The organism is Pseudomonas abyssi (assembly GCF_003444685.1).
GTDB lineage: Bacteria > Pseudomonadota > Gammaproteobacteria > Pseudomonadales > Pseudomonadaceae > Halopseudomonas > Halopseudomonas abyssi.
Genome location: NZ_LMAZ01000004.1, coordinates 35,217 through 43,018, shown reverse-complemented (window position 1 = coordinate 43,018; position 7,802 = coordinate 35,217). Strand labels below are relative to the sequence as shown.

Sequence of the window (7,802 nt, the reverse complement as noted above, 5' to 3'; positions counted from 1 at the left end):
AGACCGCCGGTGCACACTTCACCATCCGAGCATTCGGCATGCCGACCTGGACCGGCGTTTTGCACTACTCGGACATTAGGTTTCAAACAAAAAAGCCCCGCTGTTCCCAGCAGGGCTTTTCATTTACCGACTACAAATCAAGCCGACTCGGTCAGCGCCTTCAGTTGCTCGCGAGTGCTGCTCAACAGCTCGGCAGACAGGGCTTCATCCTTGACGCTGCGCGACAGCAGCAGCGCGCCGACCATCGCCGAGAGCACCAGCACGGCCTGCGCCCGGCTGTCGTCGCCTTCCAGCTTGCTGGCGATATTGTCCAGCCGGTCTTGCACCACCTCGTCGGTGATCTCGCTCTGCTGGCCGCGCTGGCCCAGTTCGGCAGAGATGGTCGGCAGCGGGCAGCCCTGCTCGGGGTTGGCGCGGTGGCCGGCGGACAGGTAGGTATCGAACAGCGCGCTGAGCGGCACATCCGGGCCGGTGTGCATGGCCAGCGAGGCCTTCAGGCCATCCACCGCATGGCGCAGCGCCTTTTCCACCAGCTCGTCCTTGGACTTGAAATGCGCGTAGAAGCCCCCGTGGGTCAGGCCCAGGGCCTTCATCAACGGTTGCAGGCCCGTCGCACCGACGCCGTCCCGACGGAATCGGCGCGCCGCCTCGTCGAGAATCAGCTGATGGGTTCTGGCCTTGTGGTCTTCTGAATAGCGCATGACGCCTCCGGTTATTGAATGCCGCTCATCATCTTACACCGAATGCCCGGCAGTCGCTCCAGTCGATTCATCGTCAGCCGACGAACGCGCCCGGCGCTCCAGCACCAGCGCACAGAGCGCCGGCAGGAACAGCAGCGTCAGCAGGGTACCCATGGTTACCCCGCCGATCAGCACAAAGGCGAGCGACGACCAGAACACCGAGAAGGTCAGCGGAATAAACGCCAGCGCCGCCGCCAGCGCGGTCAGCACCACCGGCCGTGCGCGACGCACGGTAGCCTCGATGATCGCCTCGCGAATCGCCATACCGGCACGCTGGTTCTGCTGGATCTGGTCGGTGAAGATCAGCGTATTGCGCATCAGAATGCCGCCAATGCCGATCAGCGCCAGAATCGCGTTGAAACCGAACGGCTGGTTGAACACCAGCAGCGCCGGCACCGCGCCAATCAGCCCCAGCGGCGCGGTGGCAAAGACCATGAACATCAAGCCAAACGAGCGCACCTGAAACATGATGACCACCAGCATCAGCAGAATCATGATCGGGAACAACACCGCCAGCGCCTGGTTGGCAATCGCGCTTTCCTCTACCGGGCCACCGATGGTGATGTGATAGCCCGCCGGCAGGCTGTCGACCAGATCGCCCAGATCACCATAGGCGGCCATGGCGGCGTCCGGCGGCTGGGTTCCGGCCACGATGTCGGCACGCACCTCAAAGGTCAGCTCACGGTCGCGGCGGCGCAGAATCGGGTCTTCCATGACCGGCTGGAAGCTGCCGACCTGCCGTAACGGAATCGCCTGACCGGCATCGTTGGTGATGGTCATATCCTCGATGCTGCCGAGGTTCTGCCGCTGGGCATCCACCGCGCGCACCACCACCGACACGGTGCGCGTGCCTTCGCGCACCTCGGTAATCGGGTTGCCGGAGAGCAGGGCATTGACCTGCGATTTGACCTGCGCCGGGGTAAAGCCCAGCAAGCGCAGCCGATCCTGGTCCAGCTGCAGACGGTAGCTGCTGGCCTTCTCGCCCCAGTCGATAAAGGTATCGCGGGTCAGCGGGTTGGCCTCGACGCGCTCACGCACCTGCTCGGCAATCGCTCGCAGCGGGCCCAGTTCCGGCCCGCTGACACGGAACACCACCGGGAAGGGCACCGGCGGGCCGAACACCAGCTGGGTCACCCGCACCCGCGCTTCCGGAAACTCGCCGGCGCTGACCCGCTCGCGCAGGCGCGCCATCAGCGCATCACGGGTGTGCGCATCGGTGGTCTGCACAATCAGCTTGGCAAAGGCCGCATCCGGCAGCTCGGGGTTGAGCGAGAGGAAGAAGCGCGGCGCACCGCCCCCCACATAGGAGTCGACCATCAGGGTCTGCGGCTCGGCCATGATCGCCTGCTCGATGCGGCCAACCACCGCCTCGGTGTTCTTGAACGCGGTGCCCGGCGGCATGTAGACCTCGACGATCACCTCGGAGCGATCGGAGTTGGGGAAGAACTGCTTGTTCACCACCTTCATGCCCATCACGCAGAGCACAAACGCTGCCAGCACCAGGCCGGTCACCAGCCAGCGATGGCGTACGCAGAACAGCACGGTAGAACGCAGGCGCTGGTAGACCGGGCCATCGTACAGCGCATCATGCCCACCCGGCTTGGCGGCAATGTTCGGCAGCATCTTCACCCCGAGATAGGGCGTGAACACCACGGCCACCACCCAGGAGGCGATCAACGCGAAGCCGACAATCCAGAAGATATTGCCGGCGTATTCCCCGGCGCCGGAACGGGCAAAGCCGACCGGCAGAAAGCCGATGATGGTCACCAGGGTGCCGGTCAGCATTGGCGCGGCGGTGGACGACCAGGCGTAGGTCGCCGCACCGAGCCGATCCATGCCTTCTTCCAGCTTCACCACCATCATCTCGATCGCGATGATGGCGTCGTCCACCAGCAGACCGAGCGACAGGATCAGCGCGCCCAGGGTGATACGGTCAAACTCGCGGCCGGTCATCATCATCACCACAAACACGACGGCCAGCGTCAGCGGCACTGCAGCGGCGACCACCAGACCCACGCGGAAACCCAGCGCCAGCAGGCTGACCAGCATCACCACGCCGAGCGCGACGAAGAACTTGAGCATGAATTCGTCAACCGCGTTGCGAATCTTGCTGGCCTGGTCAGAGACCTTGGTGAACTCGATGCCCAGCGGCAAATTCTGCTGTACCTGCGCCTCATGGGCCTGCAGCGCACTGTCGAGGTCCAGCCCGTTGAAGTGCTTCTGCATGATCACGCCGAGCATCAGCGCCGACTCGCCCTGATGACGAATGCGGTAGCTCGGCGGGTCTTCATAGCCCTGACGCACCTCGGCGACATCAGCGATGCGCAGGACTTGCCCGTTGGCCACCACCGGCACATTCTCGATCTGCTCCAGACTGTCGAAGGCGCCATCCAGGCGGATATAGGCCCGCGGTCCGGAAGTCTCCACCGAGCCGGACGGCGCCACTGCGTTCTGCCGCGCCAGCGCGGTAAAGATCTGCTCCGGCGTCAGCCCCAGGGTGGCCAGCCGCTGATAAGAGAACTCGACGTAGATGCGCTGCGCCTGCTCACCGAGGACGTTGACCTTCTTCACGCCCGGCAGCTGCAGAAAATCCTGACGCATGCGCTCGGCCAGCTGCACCAGCTGGCGGTGCGGCAACTGCCCGGCCTCCAGCGCGTAGAGCGCGAAGTAGACGTCATTGTATTCATCGTTGAAGAAAGGGCCGGCAACGCCGCTCGGCAGCCGGGCGGCCTCGTCACTGAGCTTTTTGCGGGTTTGGTAGAACAGCTCGGGCACCAGCGCCGGCGGCGTGGAGTTGAGGAACTGCACCTTCATCGACACAAAGCCCGGCTGGGCGGTGGTTTCCACCCGGTCGTAGTAATCCAGCTCCTGCAGGCGTTTCTCCAGCCGGTCGGCCACCTGCTCCTGCATTTCACGCGCGGTGGCACCCGGCCAGGCGGCCGTGATGGTCATCACCTTGACGGTAAAGGAGGGGTCTTCGGCGCGGCCCAGCTTGCTGAAGGCAAAGGCCCCCGACAACAACACCGCGATAATCAGAAACAGCGTCACCGCCGGGTTATGCACCGCCAGCGCCGACAGATTGAAACGGCTCATGTCAAAGGCTCCGTGCAGCGTCGGACCCAGCCAGCTTGCCCTCAGGCAGCGGCTTCACGGCATCGCCTTCATGCAGCAGATGCGCCCCCAGCGCGACTACCCGCTGGCCGTCCTCAAGCCCCCCGCTGAGCACCGCAAACTCCTGGCCCAGGCGCGCGACCTCAACCGGGGTAAAGCGCACGCGGCTGTCGCCATCGATGACCCAGACGCCGGTACCCTTGCCATTGCCCTGATCGAGCAACGCCCCCAACGGCACCCGCAACTGCGGGGCGCGTTCGCTGTCCTGCAGGCGGATGCTCACCGTCGAGCCAATCGCCAGTGGCTCGGCAGCGGTATCCAGGACATAACGCGCACGATAGGTCCGGGTGACCGGGTCAGCTACCGCCGACAACTCGCGCAGGGTCGCGCCAATCGGCGTATCGGGCTGCCCGAACTGGAATGCCTGCGCCGAGCTGCTCGCCAGCGCACGCTGGGTTTCCGGGATATTGATCACCGCTTCACGTGCACCGCTGTGGGCCAGCCGGGCGACCACCTGACCGGCGGCCACCACCTGACCCTGATCGACCAGCACGTCGGTAATCACGCCATCGGCATCGGCGGTCAGGGTCGAGTAACCACGGCGGTTCTCGACCTGCTCCGCGTCGGCGCGGGCGGAGGCCAGGTTGGCTTCGGCCACGCGCAGCTCGGTGACCAGTTGATCATGCGCCTGACGCGAGATCGCACCGTTGTCGGCCAGCTGGCGATAGCGCTTTTCATCGTTCTGCAGCTGCCGTACCGAGGCGTCGGCCGAGCGCACGCGCTGCCGAGCAGCCCGCAGGGCCAGTTCGAAGTCGTCTACATCCAGCACCAGCAGCACGTCATCACGCTTGACCCGGTCACCCGGGTCAACCCGCCGCTCGATCACCTCGCCAGCGACCCGAAAGCCCAGCTCGCTCTCGGTGCGGGCGGCTACCACGCCGGTAAACAGGGCGCCGTCACTGGCAACCGGGTGAACGGCCATCGACAGCACCAGACGCGCCGGCGCGGCGTTGCTCTCAGGCACCGGCTCTGCGTCGTTGCGGCATCCCAGCAAAACGCCCAAGAGACCCACCAATACCGCCCATTTGGCTGCAGACTTCATGCTCACTCCCTGCGGGCCAACTACCGGCCCTGTTGTTATCTGAATTCAGACAAGCGCCTAAAAGCCTCGGCGAGGTGCCCGCTTTTCAACTACCTGTCAGATCGCTTCCAGCAAGGTGGCCACCCCCTGACCACCGGCGATGCACTGGGTAGCCACTGCATAACGGCCGCCCGTACGCTGGAGCAGGGCCGCCGCCTTGCCGGTGATGCGCGCCCCCGTCGCTCCCAGCGGGTGCCCCAGCGCCAGCGCGCCACCGTCCAGGTTGACGCGCTCCAGCGGCATGCCGAGCTCACGCAGACAAGCCAGTGACTGGCTGGAAAACGCCTCATTGATTTCCATCAGGTCGACATCATTGATGGTCAGCCCGCTGCGGGCAAGCACTTTACGCGTCGCCTCGACCGGCCCCATCCCCATGATCTCGGGTGCACAACCGCCCACCGCCGTCGCCTTGATGCGCGCCAGCATCGGCAGCTTGTGGCGTCGGGCAAAGTCTTCGGTGCAGACCAGCACGGCGGCGCTGCCGTCGGTCAGCGGCGAGGAAGTGCCTGCCGTGACGACGCCGCCAAAGGCCGGTTTCAGGCCAGCCAACGCCTCCATATTGGTCCCCGGACGAATACAACCGTCTTCACTGACCACCCCATCCGGTGTCGTGACCGGCACGATTTCATCTGCCAGCAGGCCTTGGTCACGCGCCTTGGCGGCCTTGCTGTGCGACAGCACCGCCAGCGCGTCCTGATCCTCGCGGCTCACCTCAAAGCGCCGCGCCACCTCCTCGGCGGTGTGCCCCATTGCCATGTAGACCTCAGGGAAGGTTTGCAGCAGGGTCGGGTTGGGCGAGGGGGTAAAGCCGCCCATCGGCACCCGGGTCATCGACTCGACACCGGCGGCGATGTAGGCCTCACCGGCACCCAGCATCAGTTGCCCGGCGGCAAAGTGGATCGCAGTCATCGACGAGCCGCAGAAGCGGTTCACCGTCACGCCACCCAGCGTCTCGGGGAAGCCGGCACGGAAGCTGGCGATACGCGCGACGTTGGTGCCCTGTTCACCCTCGGGGTAGGCGCAGCCCATGATCACGTCTTCCAGCAGGGCAGGGTCCAGATCCAGCCGTTCAACCAGGCCGCGCAGCACCTGAGCGGCCAGATCATCCGGGCGCAGGTTGATCAGGCCACCCTTGCGGGCGAACTGGAATGGGGAACGCAGGTAACCGGCGATCACGATGGAGGTCATGGCAGTGCTCCTTACGGTCAGAGGGTCCGTCAGACCCGTTGAATTACGACCATAATTTAATAAAGCGCATTTAAATGTCAACCATAATTTAAAAGATCTCAGGGAGTCTGATAGATGGCGAGCAGGGCGCCCATGTCGTCGGCCAGCTCGACAAAGTGCGCAGGCTCTATCGCCCGCTCGGTAAAGCAGCGCAAGCCAATCACCTGCGCTTGCAGCAGCCGCGCCAGCCGCTGGCAATCCACCTCGGGGCGCAGTTCACCCGCCGCCTGCGCCTGTTTCAGAGCAGCGGCAAAGCGCTGCTCCATCAGCCCGAGAATACGATCCACCTGGGCGCGCAGCTGCGGGTCTTCCGGGTTCACTTCCAGCAGCGTCTTGATCAGCATGCAGGCCCGCGGCGGGGCGCCGTTGCGCCATTGGCAAGGCCCAGCCAGCACCAGCAGATAGTCACGAAAGCCCTGCAGACCCGTCTCGCCATCCTGCAGGCAGCGACTCAGCTCATCGGCCATCTGCTCGGCGTAGCGGTTGAGTACCTCGCTGAACAGGCCCTCCTTGCTGCCAAAGGTCGCGTACAGGCTGCCGGGGCGCATATCCAGCGCCCGCTCGATGTGCTTCATCGAGGTGGCGTGATAACCGCGCTTCCAGAACAGATCAACGGCGCGCTCCAGCGCCTGCTGGCGGTCGTGACGGGCGGGTCTGGGCATGGGGCCTCCAGGCGTCTTGGGGTGGGATTCTGAACGAGCGCTCAAGAATAACTTGAACGATCACTCAAATACAGCTAGCGTATTTTTGAGCAATCAATCAAAAACCACAACCCGAGGAACAAGCCATGTCTGAATTCACCCTGCACAGTCTGGAATCCGCCCCCGAAGAATCTCGTCCGCTGCTGGAAAACTCCCTCAAGGGTTTTGGCATGATCCCCGGCCTGCACGCCGTCATGGCCGAAGCCCCGGCGCTGCTGGAGGGCTATCAGCTGCTGCACGGGCTGTTTCAGAACACTAGCTTCAACGCCGACGAACTGACCGTGGTCTGGCAGACCATCAACGTCGAGCACGGCTGCCACTACTGCGTGCCGGCCCATACCGGCATCGCCAGGGCGATGAAGGTATCGGACGAGATCAGTGAGGCGCTGCGCAACCAAACCCCGCTGCCCGACAGCAAACTCGAAGCCCTGCGCACCTTCACCCTGGCCATGCTGCGCCAGCGCGGCGAAGTCGACCAGACCCAGCTCGACGCCTTCTACGCCGCCGGTTACGGCCAGCAGCAGGTGCTGGAAGTGATCCTCGGACTGGCCCAGAAAGTCATGAGCAACTACACCAACCACGTCGCCCAAACGCCCGTGGATCGAGCCTTTGCGCCGTTTGTGTGGGAGCCGAAGGCTGCGCGCAAGGCGTCTTGATCCAGGTACATCCGCCGCTCCGCGCTGGCCGAGTTGGAACTCGGCCTTCCCGACAGCGCGCCCGGGAGGGTCGAGCTCCTGCTCGACCAGCGAACTGGCAGGCATAGCCGCAACTCCGCAGCCGGACGCAGAGCGTCGTGACACGATCAGCGGAGGTGGCGTGTGCACGCAATTCAGTCCCGTTTACGCGGGCGAGTAGCGCAGATTTATCGGGGAAAAGAGCCAC

General features: G+C 64.4%; 6 protein-coding genes. 1 reads left to right on the top strand and 5 read right to left on the bottom strand.

The window, feature by feature from the left end; genetic code table 11:
* Positions 1-137 precede the first annotated feature (137 nt).
* The 5 genes from ASB58_RS13155 to ASB58_RS13135 form a co-directional block, all read right to left on the bottom strand.
* Entirely contained in the window at positions 138-701 is a 564-nt protein-coding gene (locus ASB58_RS13155; protein ID WP_118131181.1) for a TetR/AcrR family transcriptional regulator, read from the bottom strand.
* Between the two features lie 33 nt (positions 702-734).
* Positions 735-3,833, bottom strand: a complete 3,099-nt coding sequence (locus tag ASB58_RS13150) for an efflux RND transporter permease subunit (RefSeq protein WP_118131180.1) — start codon at positions 3,831-3,833, stop codon at positions 735-737.
* Position 3,834: 1 nt separating this feature from the next.
* Positions 3,835-4,953, bottom strand: coding sequence for an efflux RND transporter periplasmic adaptor subunit (locus ASB58_RS13145; RefSeq protein WP_118131179.1), 1,119 nt, complete (start codon positions 4,951-4,953; stop codon positions 3,835-3,837).
* Positions 4,954-5,049: 96 nt separating this feature from the next.
* On the bottom strand, positions 5,050-6,180 hold the full coding sequence (locus ASB58_RS13140; RefSeq protein WP_118131178.1) for a thiolase family protein: 1,131 nt from the start codon (positions 6,178-6,180) through the stop codon (positions 5,050-5,052).
* A gap of 98 nt (positions 6,181-6,278) precedes the next feature.
* Complete coding sequence (locus tag ASB58_RS13135; RefSeq protein WP_118131177.1) at positions 6,279-6,881, bottom strand: TetR/AcrR family transcriptional regulator; 603 nt, start codon at positions 6,879-6,881, stop codon at positions 6,279-6,281.
* 125 nt (positions 6,882-7,006) lie between these two features.
* Here ASB58_RS13135 and ASB58_RS13130 point away from each other — a divergent pair, with 125 nt between their 5' ends.
* Entirely contained in the window at positions 7,007-7,576 is a 570-nt protein-coding gene (locus ASB58_RS13130) for a carboxymuconolactone decarboxylase family protein (protein WP_118131176.1), read from the top strand.
* Positions 7,577-7,802: the final 226 nt, after the last annotated feature.